At 63.3% G+C, this 19,031-nt stretch carries 24 protein-coding genes and 1 tRNA gene; 9 read left to right on the top strand and 16 right to left on the bottom strand.

The window, feature by feature from the left end:
- From trmB to lnt, 5 genes are all read right to left on the bottom strand, one after another.
- The gene (gene trmB, locus AAHM44_RS05910) at nt 1-681 is read right to left on the bottom strand and encodes a tRNA (guanine(46)-N(7))-methyltransferase TrmB (protein WP_342249349.1); all 681 of its coding nucleotides are present in this window, start codon (nt 679-681) and stop codon (nt 1-3) included.
- Between the two features lie 38 nt (nt 682-719).
- A complete protein-coding gene (locus tag AAHM44_RS05915) occupies nt 720-1,550 on the bottom strand; it encodes an EAL domain-containing protein (RefSeq protein ID WP_269573839.1) in 831 nt (276 codons plus the stop codon).
- A 241-nt stretch (nt 1,551-1,791) separates the two neighbouring features.
- The gene (locus AAHM44_RS05920) at nt 1,792-2,556 is read right to left on the bottom strand and encodes an EAL domain-containing protein (RefSeq protein WP_269573838.1); all 765 of its coding nucleotides are present in this window, start codon (nt 2,554-2,556) and stop codon (nt 1,792-1,794) included.
- A 232-nt stretch (nt 2,557-2,788) separates the two neighbouring features.
- Nucleotides 2,789-4,000 (bottom strand): methionine adenosyltransferase, encoded by a 1,212-nt coding sequence (gene metK, locus AAHM44_RS05925; RefSeq protein WP_184161484.1) that lies wholly within the window; start codon nt 3,998-4,000, stop codon nt 2,789-2,791.
- Nucleotides 4,001-4,071: 71 nt separating this feature from the next.
- Nucleotides 4,072-5,610, bottom strand: coding sequence for an apolipoprotein N-acyltransferase (lnt, locus tag AAHM44_RS05930; protein ID WP_342249350.1), 1,539 nt, complete (start codon nt 5,608-5,610; stop codon nt 4,072-4,074).
- A gap of 196 nt (nt 5,611-5,806) precedes the next feature.
- Here lnt and aguB point away from each other — a divergent pair, with 196 nt between their 5' ends.
- From aguB to AAHM44_RS05945, 3 genes are read left to right on the top strand one after another with little or no spacing between them, the layout of a single operon-like run.
- Nucleotides 5,807-6,658: an N-carbamoylputrescine amidase gene (gene aguB / locus AAHM44_RS05935; RefSeq protein ID WP_269573836.1), complete on the top strand. Its 852-nt coding sequence runs from the start codon at nt 5,807-5,809 to the stop codon at nt 6,656-6,658.
- A complete protein-coding gene (locus AAHM44_RS05940; protein ID WP_342249351.1) occupies nt 6,658-7,359 on the top strand; it encodes a VIT1/CCC1 transporter family protein in 702 nt (233 codons plus the stop codon). The genes aguB and AAHM44_RS05940 overlap by 1 nt, the downstream gene beginning before the upstream one ends.
- Nucleotides 7,360-7,413: 54 nt before the next feature.
- On the top strand, nt 7,414-8,076 hold the full coding sequence (locus AAHM44_RS05945) for a sulfite oxidase-like oxidoreductase (RefSeq protein WP_269573834.1): 663 nt from the start codon (nt 7,414-7,416) through the stop codon (nt 8,074-8,076).
- Between the two features lie 22 nt (nt 8,077-8,098).
- Here AAHM44_RS05945 and AAHM44_RS05950 read toward each other — a convergent pair whose 3' ends face one another.
- Together AAHM44_RS05950 and AAHM44_RS05955 are read right to left on the bottom strand one after the other, a co-directional pair.
- Nucleotides 8,099-8,383 (bottom strand): hypothetical protein, encoded by a 285-nt coding sequence (locus AAHM44_RS05950; RefSeq protein ID WP_342249352.1) that lies wholly within the window; start codon nt 8,381-8,383, stop codon nt 8,099-8,101.
- A gap of 76 nt (nt 8,384-8,459) precedes the next feature.
- A complete protein-coding gene (locus tag AAHM44_RS05955) occupies nt 8,460-9,053 on the bottom strand; it encodes a uracil-DNA glycosylase (RefSeq protein ID WP_184161496.1) in 594 nt (197 codons plus the stop codon).
- 23 nt (nt 9,054-9,076) lie between these two features.
- On the opposite strand from AAHM44_RS05955, the gene folK reads away from it, so the two are divergent.
- From folK to AAHM44_RS05985, 6 genes are all read left to right on the top strand, one after another.
- A complete protein-coding gene (folK, locus tag AAHM44_RS05960) occupies nt 9,077-9,577 on the top strand; it encodes a 2-amino-4-hydroxy-6-hydroxymethyldihydropteridine diphosphokinase (RefSeq protein WP_269573832.1) in 501 nt (166 codons plus the stop codon).
- Nucleotides 9,568-9,643 (top strand) — tRNA-Lys (locus tag AAHM44_RS05965). The genes folK and AAHM44_RS05965 overlap by 10 nt, the downstream gene beginning before the upstream one ends.
- Nucleotides 9,644-9,800: 157 nt before the next feature.
- Nucleotides 9,801-11,108, top strand: coding sequence for a tyrosine-type recombinase/integrase (locus AAHM44_RS05970; protein WP_342249353.1), 1,308 nt, complete (start codon nt 9,801-9,803; stop codon nt 11,106-11,108).
- Nucleotides 11,109-11,381: 273 nt separating this feature from the next.
- Nucleotides 11,382-12,515: an ATP-binding protein gene (locus AAHM44_RS05975; RefSeq protein WP_342249354.1), complete on the top strand. Its 1,134-nt coding sequence runs from the start codon at nt 11,382-11,384 to the stop codon at nt 12,513-12,515.
- The gene (locus tag AAHM44_RS05980) at nt 12,508-12,846 is read left to right on the top strand and encodes an STAS-like domain-containing protein (protein ID WP_342249355.1); all 339 of its coding nucleotides are present in this window, start codon (nt 12,508-12,510) and stop codon (nt 12,844-12,846) included. Before AAHM44_RS05975 ends, AAHM44_RS05980 begins: the two co-directional genes overlap by 8 nt.
- Before the next feature lie 143 nt (nt 12,847-12,989).
- On the top strand, nt 12,990-13,415 hold the full coding sequence (locus AAHM44_RS05985; protein ID WP_342249356.1) for a hypothetical protein: 426 nt from the start codon (nt 12,990-12,992) through the stop codon (nt 13,413-13,415).
- A 142-nt stretch (nt 13,416-13,557) separates the two neighbouring features.
- Here AAHM44_RS05985 and AAHM44_RS05990 read toward each other — a convergent pair whose 3' ends face one another.
- The 9 genes from AAHM44_RS05990 to AAHM44_RS06030 form a co-directional block, all read right to left on the bottom strand.
- Nucleotides 13,558-13,839 carry a hypothetical protein gene (locus tag AAHM44_RS05990; RefSeq protein WP_342249357.1) on the bottom strand — a complete coding sequence of 94 codons (282 nt, stop codon included), beginning with the start codon at nt 13,837-13,839 and terminating at the stop codon, nt 13,558-13,560.
- A 330-nt stretch (nt 13,840-14,169) separates the two neighbouring features.
- Nucleotides 14,170-14,367, bottom strand: a complete 198-nt coding sequence (locus AAHM44_RS05995) for a YodC family protein (protein ID WP_342249358.1) — start codon at nt 14,365-14,367, stop codon at nt 14,170-14,172.
- 67 nt (nt 14,368-14,434) lie between these two features.
- Nucleotides 14,435-14,662, bottom strand: coding sequence for a DUF3892 domain-containing protein (locus AAHM44_RS06000; protein WP_342249359.1), 228 nt, complete (start codon nt 14,660-14,662; stop codon nt 14,435-14,437).
- A gap of 12 nt (nt 14,663-14,674) precedes the next feature.
- The gene (locus AAHM44_RS06005; protein ID WP_342249360.1) at nt 14,675-14,851 is read right to left on the bottom strand and encodes a DUF3606 domain-containing protein; all 177 of its coding nucleotides are present in this window, start codon (nt 14,849-14,851) and stop codon (nt 14,675-14,677) included.
- A gap of 531 nt (nt 14,852-15,382) precedes the next feature.
- Entirely contained in the window at nt 15,383-15,589 is a 207-nt protein-coding gene (locus AAHM44_RS06010) for a helix-turn-helix transcriptional regulator (protein ID WP_342249361.1), read from the bottom strand.
- 420 nt (nt 15,590-16,009) lie between these two features.
- The gene (locus tag AAHM44_RS06015) at nt 16,010-17,104 is read right to left on the bottom strand and encodes a hypothetical protein (protein ID WP_342249362.1); all 1,095 of its coding nucleotides are present in this window, start codon (nt 17,102-17,104) and stop codon (nt 16,010-16,012) included.
- A 135-nt stretch (nt 17,105-17,239) separates the two neighbouring features.
- A complete protein-coding gene (locus tag AAHM44_RS06020; protein ID WP_342249363.1) occupies nt 17,240-18,031 on the bottom strand; it encodes a LexA family transcriptional regulator in 792 nt (263 codons plus the stop codon).
- Between the two features lie 383 nt (nt 18,032-18,414).
- Nucleotides 18,415-18,648 carry a hypothetical protein gene (locus AAHM44_RS06025; protein ID WP_342249364.1) on the bottom strand — a complete coding sequence of 78 codons (234 nt, stop codon included), beginning with the start codon at nt 18,646-18,648 and terminating at the stop codon, nt 18,415-18,417.
- Between the two features lie 98 nt (nt 18,649-18,746).
- The gene (locus tag AAHM44_RS06030) at nt 18,747-18,986 is read right to left on the bottom strand and encodes a hypothetical protein (RefSeq protein WP_342249365.1); all 240 of its coding nucleotides are present in this window, start codon (nt 18,984-18,986) and stop codon (nt 18,747-18,749) included.
- Nucleotides 18,987-19,031: the final 45 nt, after the last annotated feature.

Raw genomic sequence — 19,031 nt, forward strand, 5'->3', positions numbered from 1 at the left:
TCAGACCCGGATGTAGCGGAAGTACCAGACTTCGTGGCCGAGCCGCCGCGCCTTGCGCTCATACCGCGTCTCGGGCCAGTCGTCAGGGCGGGTGAGGAAGTCCTGCGCGGTCTTCGCCTGCCACTCGAAATCGCGGCGCTGGTTCATGATCATCATCGCCCAGCGGACATAGACCGGATGATCGGTGCCGAGGCGGAACTCGCAGCCCGGCTTCAGCTTGGCGGCGATGATGTCCATCGGGCCGTGATTGACCATGCGGCGCTTGGCGTGGCGGGCCTTCCGCCAGGGATCGGGGTGGAGGAGATAGAGCCGGTCGAGGCTGGCATCGGGCAGCCGCTCGAGCACTTCGAGCGCATCGCCCATGTGCAGGCGGACATTCTGCAGCGCGCCGTCTCGGATATGGCCGAGCGCGCCGACGACGCCGTTGAGGAAGGGCTCGCAGCCGATAAAGCCGTGATCGGGCCGCGCGGTCGCCTGGCCGGCGAGATGCTCGCCCGCGCCGAAGCCGATCTCGAATTCGAGCGGCCGGCTGTCGCCGAAGAGGATCTGGGAATCGAGCGGGCCGGATTCGGGCACGCTCAGCTGGGGCAGCAGCGCCTCGACGAGCTCGGACTGGCCCTGGCGGAGCTTGTGGCCCTGGCGGCGGCCATAGAGGCGGCGGATGGAAACGGGATCGGACACGGGCCGCCTGTTAGCGTGCCGCGCGGAGAGAACAAGCTTTAGAGCGCCTGGGCGATCGACGCGGCGGCAACGGGACGGGTGGCCCCGCTGCGCTGGTGCGCGGCAAGGCGGCGATGCTGGGGCACGGTGACACGCGGTTCGCGGCGGGCGATGTGCGGGCGCGGCAGCGGGTGCGCCATCGCCGGCGCGATCCAGTCGCCCTGCATGTGGCGGATGCCCATGGTGCCGAGCATCGCGAGATCCTCGCGGCGGACGATGCCGTTGGCGATCAGCGTCACGTCCATGTTGCGAGCGAGCCGGAGCACGCCCTCGACGATCACGCGGCGCGAGCTGCTGTCGGAGATGTTGCGGACCAGCCCCGAGTCGAGCTTGACGAAGCGCGGGGTGAAGCGGCCGAGCAGGCGGACGGCGAGCGGGCCGACGGCGAAGCTGTCGAACGCGATGGCGATGCCGCGATCGACGCATGCCTGGGCGAGGCCGGCGACATGGTTGAGATCCCCGCGCTCGTCGGCATTGATCTCGACGACGATGCGGTCGACCGGCACGCGGTGCTCGATCGCGGTGCGGAAGAGATGGGCGAGCAGCGCGTCGGGCGCGCCATGCGCGGCGCCGACCGGGATGGCGAGCAGCGCCTCGCCCTCGAGCAGACCGGCATCGACCGCGCCGGCGATGGCGGCGCTGATTCGCGCCATCTCGAGGCGGGGGCGGTCCGCGGGGGCAAGCGCGGCGGCGATCTGCGGGAAGCTGCGGCCCTGGGCGGTGGCGATGACGGCCCAGGCGAAGGGCAGGCCGGTGGCGGTGGCGACCATCGGCTGGAAGGCGATGGCGAGACCGGGCTGACTGGCGTGCGAAACAGGATCGGCGTGCATGGAGCTTCCTTTCTGAGCCCCTTTAAAGATGGTTAACGATACCAACTCCATTCCGTGCGGTTGCGAAGGGGGATTCCCCCCATGGGGATTCTACCAAGCGCGACTCGCATGATTCCGCTTGAACCGCGGATTCCCGCGAGTCGCGGGCCGGCGAAGCGCACAGGCCGTAGCGCACGGATGCGGGCCAGGAGCCGCAAGCCTTTGGGTTTTATTGCAGATTTTTGTCCGGAGCGCCCGCGAATCAGGCGGCGTTGCGCGTCGCCGTCTGGGGCAGGATGCCGGCAACCGGTGCGCCGACATAGCTGCCCTGGACCAGCGGCACGCCGAAGCTGCGCAGCCGCTCATAGGCCGATTCGCTGTCCACGCCCGCCGCGACGATGCGCAGGCCGAGGCTCTGCATGCGACGGACAAGGTCTTCCATCGCGATCCGGCGCGACCAGCTGGAACCGACATTGCTGACCAGGTCCGGCTCGATCGTCACCATGTGTGGGGCGAACTTGCCGCAGGCGGCGAGGCCCGACTCGTTCGGGCCGATGCCGTGGAACGCGACGACCGGGCCGAGCTTGTTGAAGACATGCATGATGTCGGCAAGCTGCGAGTTGGTGATCGACTGATAGTGATGCAGCGAGAACACCAGCCGCTCCGCGACGATGCCGTACTGGCGGGCGGTGAGCAGCGCGGGCTGGATATGCTCGGCGGGATCGCCGATCGCGGGCGCGCTCAACGGAATGGCGAGGCGGCCGCCCGAAGTGGCGAAGCCGGCCGTGGCGGCCCAGCGGATCGCGGCGACGGCGCAGCGGCGATCGACATCGCCGCGCTGCTCGGCCGAGAGCTGGTCGAAATCCTGCGCGGCCGGCGCGCCGTTGCGCAGCACCTGCGCCTCATAGGCGTGGATGCGGCTGCCGGCGATCTCCGCGATGGGCTGGAAGGCGATCGCGAGGCCCGCGCTGGCACCTGCGGATGCTGCCCCGGCTTCCGGACCCATCATCGAATTCTCCGTCTCCACCGACTCGCTCCTTTCCATTCCTTCCTGATGAAGAATTGCGGTTGCTCAGTGCTTTATAGGCGCCTCGGGACGAATACGGAGCCGCGCGCAGCGGATTTTGTCGCGGCGTCGAGCAGATATGCGCCGATCTCAGTCGCTTCCCGCATGCTTCTCAGCAACGCGCCCGGACAAAGAAAAAGCCCCGCGCCGGTGGTCCGGCGCGGGGCTCCTCATGACTTGCCGAAGCGAAGGATCAGGCCAGGGCGGCCTTGAGGTCCTCGACCAGGTCGGTCTTCTCCCAGGGGAAGAAGTCGCCTTCCGGCTTGCGGCCGAAGTGACCATAAGCCGCGGTCTTGCTGTAGATCGGCTTGTTGAGCTGCAGATGCGTGCGGATGCCGCGCGGGGTGAGGCCGCCCAGCTTCTCGATGCCCGCGATCGCGGCTTCGATCTTGTCGTCGGCGACGGTGCCGGTGCCGTGGGTGTCGACATAGAGCGACAGCGGCTTCGACACGCCGATGGCATAGGCCAGCTGGATCGTCACGCGCTTGGCGAGGCCGGCGGCGACGATGTTCTTGGCGAGATAGCGGGTGATGTACGCCGCCGAACGGTCGACCTTGGTCGGGTCCTTGCCCGAGAAGGCGCCGCCGCCGTGCGGAGCCGCGCCGCCATAGGTATCGACGATGATCTTGCGGCCGGTGACGCCCGCGTCGCCGTCCGGACCACCGATCTCGAACGAGCCGGTCGGGTTGATGTGGTACTCGGTGGCGTCCGAAAGCAGCGCCGCCGGGATCACGTCCGCGACGACCTTCTTCACATAGGCCTTGAGCTCGGCTTCCTTGTCGCCTTCGTCATAGCCCTTGCCGTGCTGGGTCGAGACGACGATCGCGGTGGCCGCAACCGGCACGCCATTTTCGAAGCGCAGCGTGACCTGGCTCTTGGCGTCCGGCTCGAGGAACGGCGCGGCGCCCGAGTGACGGTCGGCCGCCATCTTGGCGAGGATCTTGTGGCTGTAGTCGAGCGTCGCCGGCATCAGATCCGGGGTCTCGTCGGTGGCGAAACCGAACATGATGCCCTGATCGCCGGCGCCTTCGTCCTTGTTGCCCGAAGCATCCACGCCCTGCGCGATATGCGCCGACTGCGGGTGCAGGTTGTTCTCGAAGCGGAAGCTCTCCCAGTGGAAGCCGTCCTGCTCGTAGCCGATGCGCTTGACGGTGTCGCGGACGGTCTTCTCGACCTCTTCCTGCACGCCCGGGGCCCAGTTGCCCTCGGTGTCCATGATGCCCTTGCCGCGGATTTCACCGGCGAGGACGACCAGCTGGGTGGTGGTCAGCGTTTCGCAGGCGATGCGGGCTTCGGGGTCCTTCGAGAGGAACAGATCGACGATGGCGTCGGAAATCTGGTCGGCCACCTTGTCGGGATGGCCTTCCGAGACCGATTCGGACGTGAAGAGATAGTTGGAACGCATGGTTTTCCTCAGACAATGGGAGGAAAGCGCGGCCGTTGCCATGCCATATAAAGCTTTCCTTATATCCTGCCCTAGCGGGCCAGACGCCGGAAGGCAATTGCCAACACTACGCAAGCGAGCGCGGCGAGCAGCGCCAGCCAGTTGCCCAGGCGGGAGAACAGAGTCGGCGGCGCCGCCCGCGGGAGCGGCGCTTCGATCGCTCCTTCCTGCTCCGCCGGCACCGTGCCGAGCAGGCGGCCGCGCGCATCGATGATCGCGGAAATGCCGGTAGGCGTGGCGCGCAGGATCGGCAGCCCCTCCTCGATCGCGCGTAGCCTTGCCTGCGCCAGATGCTGCACCGGCCCCCAGCTGCCGAACCAGGCATCGTTGGAAGGATTGAACAGGAAATCGGGCCGGTTGCGCTGATCGATGATCTGGCCGGAGAAGATGATCTCGTAGCAGATCGCCACGCCCGACTTGCCGAATCCCGGCACGTCCAGCGTCTGCGGGCCCGGGCCGGGCAGGAAATCGAAGTCGCCCATCACCACCCGAGCGAGGCCGAGCGGCGCGAGTAGCGTGCGCATCGGCAGATATTCGCCATAGGGCACCAGATGCGCCTTGTCGTAGCGCTTGCCGAGCATCCCGGCGGAATCGACCGTCCATACCGAATTGCCGACGCCGGCAAGCTTGCCTTCCGAGAAGATCAGCGCGTTGCCGCCGACCATCACGCGATCCCGCGGCCCCAGCAGCCCGCCGATCCGCCCGCGCACCCAGCGGGGATCGGCGTCGCGGTAATAGGCCTTGGGATAGCCGTCCTCGATCAGGTAGTTGACCATGCCCTCGGGCCAGACGACCAGTCGCGGCACCGCGCCCGGCTGGCCGCTCCAGTCCGCCAGCTTGTTGAGCACCCGCGGTGCATAGTCGGGCTGATCCACGCCCACCTGGCCGATATTGGGCTGGACGATGCGGACATGCGGGCGGCTCATATCCTCGGCCGGACGACCGGGATTCAGCGCGAAGCCGGCGACCAGCAGCAAAGCGGCAGTGGCCAAGGGCGCGCGATACTGGTGCTGGCTGGCAAGATAGAGCGCGCCGGCGGCGAGCAGGGTGACGCCCGACAGCGCATAGGTGCCGGTGAATGCCGCGAGCTGCGCGATCGGCGTCGGCACCCAGATCACGCCCATCGGGTTCCAGGGATAGCCGGTGAACAGCGTGCCGCGCAGATATTCGGTGACGATCCAGGCGCCGGCGGCGGCAAGGACAAAGCCGAGGTCCGGCTCGTCCCAGCGCGCCTTGACCAGCCGGGTGAAGCGCCAGGCCAGGCCCATGGCCACCGCCGGATACACCGCCAGATAGAGCGCCAGCAGCACCACCGCGAAATAGCCGAGCACCGGCGGCATCTTGTCCTGGAAATCGAAGGCGTGCTGGATCCAGTTATTGCCGAGGGTGAAATGCCCGACCCCGAACAGCCAGCCGCGCAGCAGCGCGCTCTTCGTCGTCGGCGCGTGCCAGGTGAGGTGCAGCAGCACCGCGAGGCAGATCAGCGTTACCGGCCACCAGTCGAGCGGGGCGAATCCGGTAGCGGAGAGGAAGCCGGCGATCAGCGCGATGAGCAAAGGGCGGTTGAGCATCGGGTGGGTGCTTACCCGATCCCAAAATACCCTGTCATGCTGAACTTGTTTCAGCATCCAACGTGCGGCTGACGACACCGCCCGATCCTCCAGGCCACGGCCCGGCCCAACCTTGGACCCTGAAACACGTTCAGGGTGACGAAGTGGGGAACGGATCGGGTAGCGAATCCCCCTCGACCGCACTACATGGCGCGCCATGACCGAGATCACCGTCGCCGCCCTGCAGCTCGCCTTTTCCGACAATATCGACGCGAACATCGCGAACGTGTCGCGGCTTGTCCGCGAGGCGGCCTCGCGCGGCGCGCAGGTGGTGCTGCCGCCCGAACTGTTCGAAGGCGAATATTTCTGCCGGGTCGAGGACGAGGGCCTGTTCGCCAATGCGAAGCCCACCTCCGAGCACAAGTCGGTCCTGGCGATGCAGGAACTGGCGCGCGAGCTGAAGATCCACATCCCGACCAGCTTCTTCGAGATGGACGGTCATCATTACTACAACAGCCTCGCGATGATCGATCCGGACGGCAAGATCGCCGGCGTCTATCGCAAGAGCCACATCCCCGACGGCCCCGGTTACGAGGAAAAGTTCTACTTCCGCCCCGGCAATACCGGGTTCAAGGTTTGGAACGGTCCCGACAAGACCACGCTCGGCGTCGGGGTGTGCTGGGATCAATGGTATCCCGAGACCGCGCGCGCGATGATGCTGATGGGCGCCGACATCCTGTTCTACCCGACCGCGATCGGCAGCGAGCCGCATGACGACAGCCTCGACACCGCGCGCCTGTGGCGCCGGGCAATGGTGGGCCATGCCGTGTCGAACGTCGTCCCCGTGGTCGCCGCCAACCGCATCGGCACCGAGCATGGCCAGACCTTCTATGGCACCAGCTTCATCACCGACGAGCGCGGCGACATCCTGGCCGAACTCGACCGCGAAGAAGAGGGCGTGATCACCGCCAAGATCGACCTCACGCTGGCCAAGCGCCACCGCGCCGCCTTCGGCTTCTTCCGCGATCGCCGCCCGGAGCTGTATGGTCGCCTGGTGCAGGATATCTGATGCGCAGCAAGCGCCACCTCGAGCGTCACCTGGTCTCTCGGATCGGTTGGCTGCGCGCGGCGGTGCTTGGCGCGAATGACGGTATCGTCTCCACAGCAAGCCTGATCGTCGGCGTTGCTGCGGCAGCGCCGGACCGGTATGCGATCCTGGTCGCGGGCGTGGCAGCCTTGCTTGCCGGCGCACTTTCGATGGCTGCAGGCGAATATGTCTCCGTGAGCTCGCAGGCAGATACCGAGAGAGCCGATCTTGATCGCGAGCGGACCGAACTCGCAGAAATGCCCGAGATGGAGCTGGAGGAGCTTAGCCAGATCTATATCTCTCGCGGGGTCGAAGAGAAGCTTGCCCGCGATGTTGCGGCCCAGATGATGGCGCATGATGCTCTGGAGGCCCACGCACGCGATGAGCTCGGCATCACCAGTCATCTTGCCGCTCGGCCGGTCCAGGCGGGAATAACATCGGCGCTTACATTCGCGGTCGGTGCCGCCGCGCCCTTGCTGGTCGCGCTGCTTGCCCCGACTGCGATGGTGATTCCAGCCGTATTCATCGCCTCGTTGCTCTGTCTTGCCCTGCTCGGCGCGCTGGGCGCCCGCACCGGCGGCGCCGGCATCGGCCGAGCGGTGATGCGGGTGGTGTTCTGGGGAGCCGTAGCGATGGCTGTCACCGCAGGAGTGGGAGCGTTGTTCGGCACCAATCCAGGCTGACACGCGTTCGCAAAGGGCCTAATCTTTGCGGCAACTGCGACTGGAACCGCAAGCATGGACGACCCCGAACTTCCCGACGACAGCAAGCTGACGCTCTCCAAGCAGCAATGGGCGAGCCAGGGCAAGTTCCTGACCGGTCATATCGCCCGGCCCGAGGAGGAGCGCCTGCCGCCCGGCCAGCACCTGACCGTCAAATGGCCGGTGCTCGATCTCGGCCGCCAGCCCGACATCGCCCGCGAGCGCTGGAAACTGGAAGTGACCGGCATGGTCGCCAGGCCGGTGACGCTCGACTGGGCCGGGCTCATGGCGCTGCCGCAGACGCGACTGACCAGCGACATCCACTGCGTCACCAGCTGGTCGCGCTACGACAATGACTGGCAGGGCGTGCTGACCCGCGACCTGCTGGAGCATGTCGAGCCGCGCGACGAGGTGCAGGCGGTAATGCTTCACGGCTATGACGGCTATACCACCAATGTGCTGCTCAGCGACTTCGCTGCTCCGCAAGCGATCGTCGCGCATGGCTGGGCCGGCCAGCCGCTGGCGCGCGACCATGGCGGCCCGGCGCGGCTGGTGATCCCGCACCTCTATTTCTGGAAAAGCGCCAAGTGGATCCGCAAGATCGAGCTTATCGGCGCGGACAAGCCCGGCTTTTGGGAAGTGAACGGCTATCATATGCGCGGCGATCCCTGGACCGAGCAGCGCTACAGCCGGGATTAGAGCATTCTCTGGCCGCGCAGGTTCAGCGCTGCTTGTCGCCCAGTTCGTCGGCGATCTTCACGGGCTTGTCGCAACCGTCTTCCGTACGCTGCACGGCAAGGAACAAGCCGGCCTTCGGTTCCCGACCGAGCGTGCCCGCGCGCACCGGGTTACCGAAGGTGGGTATGGCATAGCCCATGCGTGCATTCTGGCACTCGACCTTGGGTGCCGCAGGCAGCGCAAGGTGCGAAGCCGGAACCGATACGTCCCGCTCACCGGCGAAAGCGGGGACAGGCGTGAGGGCCAGACAGAGAAGCACGATACGCATGGGCACCTCCTTACCTGGAGCCATGCTAGCAGAGTTGCCGCCAACCGGCGTACCGCGAGATGTCACCGATCCGGTGCTATGCGTCGCGGAGCGCCACGGCACGGGCAACCACCGCCTCGAGCATCTCGGGCGTCAGCCGCCCGGTATTCTGGTTGTAGCGCGAGCAGTGATAGCTATCGAGCAGCAGCTGCCCGCGGTGCATGCGATGCTCGGCGCCATGCGCGAAGCGATGCTTGGGGAGCTTGCCGCCCATCGCCTTGACCGCCGACTGGTGCGCGACCTGACCGAGCGCGATCACGATCGGCGCCTTGAGCTCGGCGGCCAGGAACGGGCGGCAGGCATGGATCTCGGCCGGCTCGGGCTTGTTCTCGGGCGGCAGGCAGCGGACGGCATTGAGGATCACCACGCCCCTGGGCTCGCCCGCCTCCGCCAGCCCGAACCTGGCGAGCGTCGCGAACAGCAAGTCACCCGAGGCATCGCCGGTAAAGGCGCGACCGGTGCGGTTCGCGCCATGCTTGCCGGGGGCGAGGCCGACGATCGCGATCGGCGCATCGGGCTCGCCCAGCATCGGCACCGGCGCGTTCCACCAGTCGGGATGTGCCGCACGCAGCTCAGTGCGGAGCGCGACGAGGCGCGGACAGAGCGGGCAATCACGGCTTGGCTCGAGCATCCGCGCGCGATAGTCGCCGAAGCGTGCCGAGGACAAGCTATGCCATCGCGATCGGATCGAACCGGCCGGGCCGCCATGGCGGCCCGCGGCGCGAGGTGCTGGCGGCGATCGCGGCGCTGGAGGGGGTGCGCGCGGTATCGCCGATCCTCCACACGCCGCCGCTCGGCCCGTCGAAGCGCCGCTTCGCCAATGCGGTGGCGTTGATCGAGAGCGACGACGAGCCTCCTGCCCTGCTGCGGCGATTGAAGGCGATCGAACGCAGTTTCGGCCGGCGGCGCGGGCAGAGCTGGGCGGCGCGGGTGATCGACCTCGACATTGTGCTGTGGTCGGGCGGCAGCTGGGGCACGCCCGGGCTCACCGTGCCGCACCGCCTGTTCCGCACCCGCGATTTCGTGCTGGCGCCGCTGCTGCGGGTGGCGCCGGAATGGCGCGATCCGATCACGGGCCTGAACGTCCGGCAGCTTCACGCCCGGTTGACCCGCCGCAAGCCCGCATCTAGGGGCAGGGCCGGTGTGGGTCCGTAGCTCAGTCGGTAGAGCAAGCGACTTTTAATCGAGAGGTCCCGGGTTCGAATCCCGGCGGACCCACCAGACAGCCGGTTCACGGCGCATCATCCCGGCTCACGGGATTGCTTTTTCTCCAGAAAACAGCCCTTTCCTCCAATCAGCGAGGTTCAACCGGACTCGCCCCAGATCGCCCACGCTGGGGGTATCGCTGGGGGTATCAAGATTGGATTTGGGGGTATCTGTGCCGCTGACCGACAAGCAGTGCCAGAATGCAGCGCCCGGCGAGCGCGATTACAAGCTCGCCGATTCTGGCGGCCTGCACCTGTTCGTGACCACAAAGGGCGGCAAATCCTGGCGCCTGAAGTATCGGTTTGGGGGCAAGGAAAAGCTGCTGACCTTCGGCTCCTACCCTGACGTTCCGCTCCGTGAGGCGCGTGATCGACGAGACGCCGCCAAGCGCCTGCTACGCGAGCATCGCGACCCGGCTATCGAGGCTCGCAAGGTGAAGGCTGCGGCGCATTTGGCGGCCGGCGCCACCTTCAAGATTGTTGCCGAACGCTGGTACACCGCCCAGCTCGGGCGCTGGTCGAAGGTGAATGCCACGAAGATCGCCCAGGCACTCAAGCGCGATGTCTATCCAGCGATCGGCGCCCTCCCCCTCACCGACATCGATGGTCCCGCAGTCCTGACACTGCTGCGCAAGGTCGAGAAGCGCGGCGCGATCGAAACAGCCAAGCGCATCCGCCAGCATATCTCGGCGGTTTTCGGCTACGGCATGGCCGAGGGCCTATGTCAGATGGATCCGGCCGGCCGGCACTTGGTCAAGGCGATGCTTCCCACGCCGGTAGGCGGCAGCCAACCGGGCCTGAGCAGCATTGAGGAAATCCGGGAGCTGCATGCGACGATAGATGCGTCCTCCGGCGGCCCGCTGACCAAGCTGGCGTCACGGCTCCTCGGTCTCACCTTCGTCCGGCCGGGCCTGATCCCGACCGCACGCTGGGAAGAGTTCGAGGGGATTGATTGGTCCGATCCGACCGGCGCTGGCGATGCGGCAGAGCCGATCTGGCGCATCGCCGCTGACCGGATGAAGCTCGAGCTTGAGAACAAGGCCGATGACGCATTCGAGCACGTCGTGCCGCTAGTGCCGCAGGCGGTCGATGTGCTGCGCGCCGTGTATCGCCTTTCAGGCCGCTTCCCCTACCTTTTCCATAGCGTCCGCTCGACGCATCAGCCGATGAGCCCGAACACGATCGGGTACCGCTACAACCAGTGCGGCTATCGGGATCGGCACGTCCCGCACGGTTGGCGCACGGCATTCTCGACGATCATGAACGAGCGTGCCACGCAACTCGGTACAGAAGGCGACCGCCCCATCATCGACGCGATGCTGTCCCACAAGCCCAAGGGCGTCTCTGCTGCCGAGATGGCCTACAATCGGGCCAGGCATATGCCGCGGCGCTGGGAACTGGCTCGCTGGTGGGCGGACGAGACTATGAGGGGACTGCCTCCGGCCAGCGAACTGCTGACTGGTTACGGGCGAGCCGGCTGATCGACTGTTAATCGAGCGGCCGTAGGTTCCAATCCTACTCAGGGAGCCACCTGAAAGCCTTGAAAATCTGCGGTTTTCTTCGCGTCCGTGACCGTCTGGTCCCGGCGCGTTTTGACAAGCATTTTGACATTCGCGGTCTGTTCCAAGCCTGCCGGTGTCAGGGCAGGATCGGCCTTTAGGAATTCGGGTTTCTCAATATCGATGCCTTGATCTAGTACCCCCTTCAGGGAGGGGCAGAATGGTCGAACAGGTCGGCGCACAACTGAGTGCGCGATGAAGAAATTATCTGAAGAGGAAAAGCTCGAGCGACTACGCGTCGCCCGACGTCGAGAAGCCAGGACCCGCAATAGAGTCTTGCGAAGAGCGCAGACCAAGGCCCAGCGCGCAGCTTTTCACCGGGAGCTTGTTTCCTTCACCCAGGCGCACAAGCTGAAAATGCCCACCGACGTTGATCGGGTGCCAATCCTGCTGCCGAAGATTCTTTCTCTTCGCGACAACTATGCGGCCACGGTTTCTGCTATCGCCGAGCTCAGAGATGCTGTGTTGCTTCGCAACACCCCGGCGATGCTCTATTTTGATCATGTGCAGGAGATTGAGCCCGCAGCGACACTTCTACTCGTTGCGGAGGTGTTTCGCTGTCGGAACTTGCGCCCGTTTGGGGGTAAAAACCGAATGGTCCACGGGACATACCCCGCAAAGATGGATGTCTTGCTCCAACTGCGAGATATGGGCTTTTACGACCTAATCGGGATCAACCCTCGCAACGAGCTACCGGACGACCGCGAGTCGGAGCATCGGCGAGAGTTCCTTCCCTTCCATTCGTTCAACCGCGCAATGCCCTCCGTTCCGCGCGAGTTGTCCGACTGGATCAATGATAATGCGATCCCCATGTCGGACGTAGAGCGGCGACGCATGAACGAGGCCCTCAAGGAGGCAATGTTCAATGCGATCGATCACGCCTATGCCGAGGCTGGCAAATTCCCCCGCATGAAGAATCGTTGGTGGTTGGGCGGCTTCATCCACGCGGAGCGCCAGGAGATGATGCTGATTGTCTTGGACCAAGGCATCGGCATTCCCCGCAGTCTTCAGGCCAAGTTCAGTGAAAAAGTGGTTTCGTTAGTCACGACATGGACCCTGCAACCCAGCGATGGCGAGATGATCAAATATGCCACAGAGCTATTCCGAACGTCGACAGGCCAGAGTGGTCGCGGCCGGGGGTTTCGTGATATGAAGCGATTCGTTGATGAAAGTACGGATGGCGAGCTTAGGGTTCTGTCAAACCGCGGCGTCTATCACTACATGAAGTCCGGTGAACGCGTCGACGATAACGAGCGTTCGATCGGCGGCACATTGCTTGAATGGCGAATTCGCAAAGCTGTCGAGGTTAAGGAAGTGGAAGATGCTTAAACTCGGTGTAGCACGGGATTTCAGCCCCGACCCCGGCCCGCGCAAAGCTTCGCAGGGACAGCACAGCGGGGAGGCGTTTCGCCGTTTGCTGATGCGTAAGCTGGCCGCCAGCGACCTCGTTGAAGTCGATCTGGATGGTACTTCGGGCTTTGGATCGTCTTGGCTCGATGAGGTGTTTGGCGGGCTGATACGTGATGAGGGCATGTCGGCAGCAGAGGTGCGCCGCCGAGTTCGCGTCAAATCGATTGCTGACGAGACGTATCTCTTCATCATCGAGGAGGCGATCAACCTTGCGCGCCCGCGAGACGCAGCAGCGCCGGTGGCCGCGTAACATTGCCTCCAGAGCTGAGCGACTCACCACTCGCGAACGTCGTGGTTCCAAGCGGTAATTCCGTAATTCAACTCGTCCAAAGGACGGAGGGAAAGGGACCGCTCGATTTCGCAACGTACGCTCCGGCGGTGCCCGGTGTCTTGGTGGCTTTGCTGGGCTTTTGGTTGGCCCACGCGTTAACCGTTAAAAGGGAGCGGCGGAAGGAAGCGGGCGAAATTTGCGAACAGATCGAGGAGCTGGCGGAAAAGGCTCTTGAATCAGCTCTAGCCGGCTGGGGGGCCGCGATCGGTGCAGAGCGAACCAGTGCTACCTACCGAGCAAAATGGGATGCCCAAAAGCTCGGCTTGGCCGTTACGCGTCTACATAACAAGACCTCGGACGCCTTTCATACGGGCATCAACCTGATCGAGGCAGCGGCTACATTTCGAACTGCCCTCTTTGACGATCCAACAGAGGATTTCTTCGATTCTAGCCGCGCCTCCATTGGCGGCAAAGAAGCTGCGCTTCACGGCGCAATGAGCACGTTCATCGCGAGAGCCAACCAACTCAGAGATATTGTGCTGCGCTGAGTTAATCTTGGATAGCGCTTGCCGCCTCCATGGCGCCATCGGAAACGCGCCCAATGTGGGCACGCCTGGCGCGGGCGATGCGGCGCGCTTACCCGGCTTTCTCCTCGTGGATCTTGGCGGCTTGATCTAGGAGTCGCCGGAGTTACGCCGCAGCCGAAGGCCCTATTTCCCAAAGCGCCAAAAAATCGTCGCTGGCACGGATGCCGATGCGCCACTCGCGAAAACCAAGGCGCGGGCCTTGCCCTTCGGGCTCTCCATCGAGATTCACCGTCACTCTCTGGGAGAAACTCGTCCGCCCCCTGTATTCAGCAAGCACGCCCAATCGGTCGCCTCGCCGGACCAGGGTTAGTGGTTCCTTCTGCTCATCGTCGGGCGAATAAGCCGATGCCGGGTTCACTTCGAGCGACACTCCAGCGATTGCCATACCAGCCCAACGCTCGGCGTCCGCAAGATCGAAACATTGGCCCCTCCACTCTCCGCCTAGGAACACAGCCCAACGCTGCCCCCCGCCGCTAATCAGCATCGGATTACCTGGATAATTAAGTGGGACGAAAAACGCCGGCCCCTCGACGTCCGATATTTCACGATAACTCGCCAAGTTTGGGTCTATGAACGTCATCGTGAGCCAACCCCTGAGATTTCGATCAATGGGAAAAGCGGTCGACCGACGGCCGCCGCCCCCCCCCAACGCGGCCCTGCGAGCGGACGCTTAAGCCGTAGGATCGTCGCAGTTGAGGCGATCTGTACGTGCTTCCTATTCGTCCAACAACAAGGACGTGAGCGGAAAGGTTTCGCTGAGAGGCTTGCCACCGCTTTCAGCGAACCACTGACAATGCGCCTTATTCTTCGGGTCATTTTCCGAAGAATAGGCTCCAGCGGTCAGAAAAATGACCGTCATTGCCGGGCCTCCAGACTTGAGGCGAACAACCGAGCCTTCCTTGATCTCGTCCATCGGAACTCCTCGCATGCGATTGCCGTACGGAGGTTCGGGCGGCGCCGAACCGCCGCCCTCCCCCACTTCAGTCCTCGGCTAGGTAGTCGAGGTTGTTCAACTCTCGCCCGTCCGGGTTCGAGCGCAGGTGCGTCTTGGCGCCCTGACGCCGCACCACATGGGCGCCAATTATCTCCCCCCGGTCAGCCATAGCGATAGCTCGAGAGACAGAGGTGAAGTTGCGATTGCCTTTGAGCAGCACGTGGGACACGGTCCCATCCGGCGCATTACGCGCGTCGACGATCTTGCGACTCATGACGATCTGCTCTTACTTACCGAGATACTGGCGAACGGCTGAAGTCATCACCCCCACCTGCCGCACAGCGTGCTCGAGCTGTTGCCTGGTGACGCCGAACTCGCGCGTCCACCAGTTCAATTCCCACGGTTCGTGAACGTTGATCCGCAGACGATCCTGCGGCTGTCGTATCTGAAGGTTATCGCTCATTCTTCTACCTTTCGAACTCTCGAAAGGAGCTTCGCAGCGATCAGCGTGCACACGCGGTGTTGACGACGCTGTCAAAATGACGTTAACAACACCACGTGATCACAGCTGAGCTGCGAAGCTCCAGCACCAACCATGGGCCGATCGGAAGGTAACGACTTCTGGTCGGCCCACTTCGTTTCGGACGAAGCACCGTTTCAAATACCCGACCGAAACTACGCCTCGCAAGGGTGTCAACGAAAAATTAACCACGATCCATCTTGGATAAGACCATAAGTATTTGACAATACTTGAATAATGCGCCGATATTGTGTGTGGATAACCCGCCGCGTCGGTGCGATTGCTGCGGTCAGCACTCAAGTTCGCGAGTGCCAACTGTGGCGATCGTGGCCTCAAACGTTCTCGTTTTGAGCGGTTCGCGAATCAGGTGATTCGGCCTCGGACGACTTACCCATGTCCTTCATAGACGGGTGCGGCCGAAAGCCCTGCGTCAGCCTCTCGGTCCCATCGATGATTGCTTCGATCGCGCGGACTTCACCCATTCCAACACATCGGCGACCGCAACCATCGCTGCAAATCGCTCTCGTACCAAGCGACTACGTTGGCACTGATCTTCTGCCGACGGGGGAACTCGCCCTTGAGTTCCTTCCGGCGAATAGTGGCCTTCGATAGACCCGTCCGTTGAATGACCTGGGGAAGTCGGACGAAGGCGTCCGCGCTGTTCGTCGGGGCCGAGGCCACTATGCAGCTCCTTTCGGGTTGAACGGCAGAACCTGCCCGGTCGTAGGCGGCCGCTCTTTCCAGTCCGCGCAGAAGCGGCTTTCGTGTGTCTCAGGGTAGAGACTGACAGCGAAGCCTCCGCTGACCTGCACAACCACAGGGGCGCGGAGTTGGCAGATGCCAACATCTGTGCGCGCCGACGGGTCTCGCTTTGCGTTCGCGAGTTTCGGTGCCGATCGCTGCCACCAGAAGCACGTGGCGCAAGTTCGTTCGTCTAACATGGTATCCCTCCTTCCCGTCGAGCGCGTGGTCCGCTGGCGGACATGCGACGTGGATAGTGGCGACAGGCGCCGGCGCACATGGCCGCCGAGGCGGCCAGGAGATCAGCCGAGGCGTCTGTGACGCCCCGGCTGAGGAAGTGCTCGCCGATCGAGCAGATCATCAATTCACCCGCGAAGGCGCAGCGAGCCGCTCGAGATCCGAAAAGATGATCTCCATCTCCTCCTTCTCGAGCGTGCCGTACTCTTCCCGAACGATTCGAACCTTCTCGAGAACACGCGCGGAAGTGAATGCGGGTAGCGCAAGGAGCGCGTTCACCACATCACTGCAGCGCTCGAGCGCCGCTTGCGTATCAAGCTCAGCTTGCTCAGCCCCGGAGGATCGATTGATCTCATCGCACTCGGCCGCCCAAGCTTTCTTGAGCGCATCGTACTCCACCCAGGCAGGATTCTCGCGTAGCTTCGTTGCCTTGATCTCGGCGATCGTCGCATTCTCGATGTCTTCCAGACCGAGGAACTTGGGACCGCTTGGCTGGACCGGGGCTTCAGGTCGCAATGCGTAGTAGCGTTGCTCAGCTTCGCGCTCGATTTCAACGAGGCGCCGATATTCGGCCTTCGCTTCGCGCAACTCGGAAACGAGGCGGTCCCATTGCGCGTCCTGGAACGCGCGAACTACGACCTCACCAACCTCCGACGCCCACGCGAAATGCTTTGGATCGGACCTCCAAGCCGCCGCACCGACCTCAACCAGAAGCCCGTTGATAGGCGAATCCTCGACGATCCCGCTCAATGCGATTTCGGCCAAGAACTCATGCCCCTCGACCAGAGGACCGAATGATCCCTCATCCGTCAGCTCGACCGCCGCGACGTACGACTTGAAAGCCGCGTCGTCAGTGTTTTGCGGTCGAGTGCCCTGGAGCGCTTGAACGTTCCGGGCGTTCTCAGCGCACAGCGCGGAACCCGCCTCGTCGCTTTCATGCCGCGTCGTAAAGCGGGCTGCCGCCTCCCCCCACTGGAGGAAAAGCGGGTACCATTCCGTCGACAGGAGTCGGCGCGCTGTTGCGATCAGCTCACGCGTCTTTTCGCGGAGGGCGGTCTCCTCAAGAGTACCGTCCCGCACCTCCGCCGGCAGCTGATCGAGCGCCTTGCGGATAGTCACGACGGCCGAGTCCTGCGGCCGGGGCAGCATCGGCGGGCTGAACGCCGTGGCGAGAGCGAACGGGGATGCTGCGGTGATCTGACCGAACTGGAACGTCATGAGCTTGCTCCTGCAAGGGTTACCGCAGGAGATGCCCGAATTTCGCTGGGGGCGAATTGGCTGTCTAGCTGCGGGTCACCACACGACCAGCAAGGTCATGGGGACGACGCAAGTATATGCGGCACAGATGCCGCGTCAATCGATATTTGCGGCACGCTTGCCGTGCGGAGTCAGAGCGTCTTCAAGAGAAATGACCCGGTTCATCTCGTTGACATTGTTTCTTGGAAAGCGGAACCGAATATCAGGCGAAAATTGTCGAAGTATAAAATCATTTCCATCAATGCCGACTAATTGCCGTAACATGAAGGCAAGGCCGGGACGATCTCCATCGGCAGACGATTTCTCTAATCGAAAAACTGCATAGTCTCCAATCTCTACCGCTTGAGAAACCGAATATACCACGAGCTCTCCTTTTCGAAACCTCGGTAGCATAGAGTTATCTCCACATAAAAATCCGTGGAATTCTTCTACATTCATCCACGTCGGCAAAGCGAAAAAGCCAACCACCCTAGACCGTAGAGCAAACATCTGAACGGCGGCAGGCTCTCCCGACTCAGTTACCACAGATTCAACTGATAGTGCCCCGGAATTCATGATAGGGCTCTCAGCAGAAATTTGGTTCTTTTTTAGATAATACATCTCCGCTATCGCCGTGTCATGGAATAGGTCCATGCCAGCCATCATCTCTTGCTGAGCGCCGGTTGGATTCGGGTCGTCGGTAAGCCCCAGCAAATAGTCCGAAGACGTTTGAAGCACTCTCGCGATGGCGATCAGCCGCCGCAGCCCAGGCATTGCCCGGCGCGTGCGAATATACCTCAGAGCGTCGGGTTTCCCTGTTGCTTGCAACGAAGCGGCCCGCTCCGTGATCCCAAGCGCCTCTAATCGCTCGGATATCCGACCGATCATCGAATCAAAATCATTGCTCATGCCGCACTATGCCTCATTCTGCCGCGCCTGACCTCCGGCAAATATGCCTTGAAGTGCGGCATATTTGCCGTATCATTGGGGAATGACGACATTCCGGCTTCATCTTTTAAACATTGCCGCCGCGTACGATCGATGTGCTGGCGCTCGAAACGGACGGTCACTTGCACGCGTCGCAACCCTAGTGGTGAATCGCGGCTCCTTTTTCGGAAACCTCAAGAAGGGCGCAGATTGTTCGCTCAGAAACTTCGAACGGTTCATTTGGTTTTTTTCTGAACCAGGAAATTGGCCAGACGGGAAAATCCCGGATGACGCGATTGCAGCGCTGAAGGGGGTAGGCGCGCAAGATATCTCGCAGGACACTTCGTTCACGAATTTTTGCGCACCTAATCATTGTCGGCGACGCTCCCTCGCAACACCTTCACGAGGCCCAGCATGATCGCCTGCGCCTCGCCAGACAGCATCGCTTCGAACCCATCTTCGAGCTGGTCGAGGAAGTGATGCGCCACGTCATTCGGCACGTCCGCCATCTTCATTGCGTCGATGACCGCACCCAGAGCGACGCCCAGCGCGGAAATCGTCATGACGCCCATGCGGCGGGCTTTCTTGTCCTTTGCCATGGTCAGGGAGCTACGGCATGAGCGCACCGCACTTCCACGGTGAGCGCGGCAACTTGCCCGCGTCGGACACGGGCACCGCCGCGCTCCCCACTAGGCAGCTAGCTCATCGACCACTGCCACGCCTTGTCCAGTTGCTGGTTCAGCGTTTCCTTCTCATACGCGGGCACGGGCGCGCCCTCGATATCGCGCTTTATCGTGTCCAGGACATTGGCGAGCGCGGCGTCCTTAAGCGCGCCCGCTTCTTTCAGCTCGCCGCACAGCGCGACGAGTCCGGCGAACGCCGCGTGGCCGGCGAGCGCTCCCTGTGTCGTACTCAGACCCTTCTTTTCTTCTGGCATTTAGCCTCTCCTTCGCATCGGACCTCCGAGCTAGGTTCACGCAAC

This window comes from Sphingomonas sp. OTU376 (assembly GCF_038440415.1).
Taxonomy (GTDB): Bacteria; Pseudomonadota; Alphaproteobacteria; order Sphingomonadales; family Sphingomonadaceae; genus Sphingomonas; species Sphingomonas kyeonggiensis_A.